The sequence below is a fragment of the Stenotrophomonas sp. P5_B8 genome, assembly GCF_054049855.1.
Genome location: NZ_JBFULO010000802.1, coordinates 1 through 782, shown reverse-complemented (window position 1 = coordinate 782; position 782 = coordinate 1). Strand labels below are relative to the sequence as shown.

1 pseudogene is annotated in these 782 nt (G+C 59.8%); it reads right to left on the bottom strand.

The annotated features are described in order from the left end of the window. Positions 1–304: 304 nt before the first annotated feature. Positions 305–782: pseudogene (locus ACXJKH_RS21550) on the bottom strand (type IV secretion system protein); the annotation flags it as partial.

Genomic DNA, 782 nt, shown 5'->3' with positions numbered 1-782 from the left:
CCCGTTGGCAGCACCTGACTCCCCATTCGGTGAAAGGGCGAAGGCACCCCATGTCTTGATCCAACGCCCCGTTGCACGAGGGCCGTCCGCTTGTGATCCAGAGGCTGGGATGGGCGCGCAACCCTGTACGCCTTGCCCACCGATTGGATACGAACCCGGCGGGCACGCCCCCTCGGCGCGAGCCGCCCCTGAAAACAGGGCGGCTCCGGCGAACATAGCGAGAGCAAGTAGTTTTGAACTGAACTGAGTTGTCATCATATGGCTATCTCCGCCCTGGAAATTACAGGACTCGATTCCGGCCTGCTTAGTTTTTTGCGGCACCATATGTGCCTGGGGTCACACTGGCATTGTCATTTGTATTAGAGACTAGCGGGACATGGGCACGAACGGCATTTGCATCTGCTGACGGCCCAGCTCCCTTGTCGGGAGCCGCCGGCGTATACGACCCCGGCGGCTGACCTTGCGGACCCGGCTGGCCGCCTGCGCCGCCTATCTGGGAATATGCCATGAAGCTGCCCAAGGTGCCCTGGAAGAACATCGCAGCCATTGGGGGCGCAGTCAGAATGAGGGTGGTCAAGATCAACCCCATGCCGCCCTGCTGCATTGCCTGGCTGGTCATGCCGTCACTGGACGCCCCGTCGAGCAAAAACTTGTTGACCAGCGCAGTGGTCCAGAACGCGGCAGAAACACGGATGACCATATCCAGTGCAATAGAAACCATTGCCGCCAGAACAGCCATCGAGAACATCGTGCCAATGCCGTAGAACAGCCATCTCTGGAAG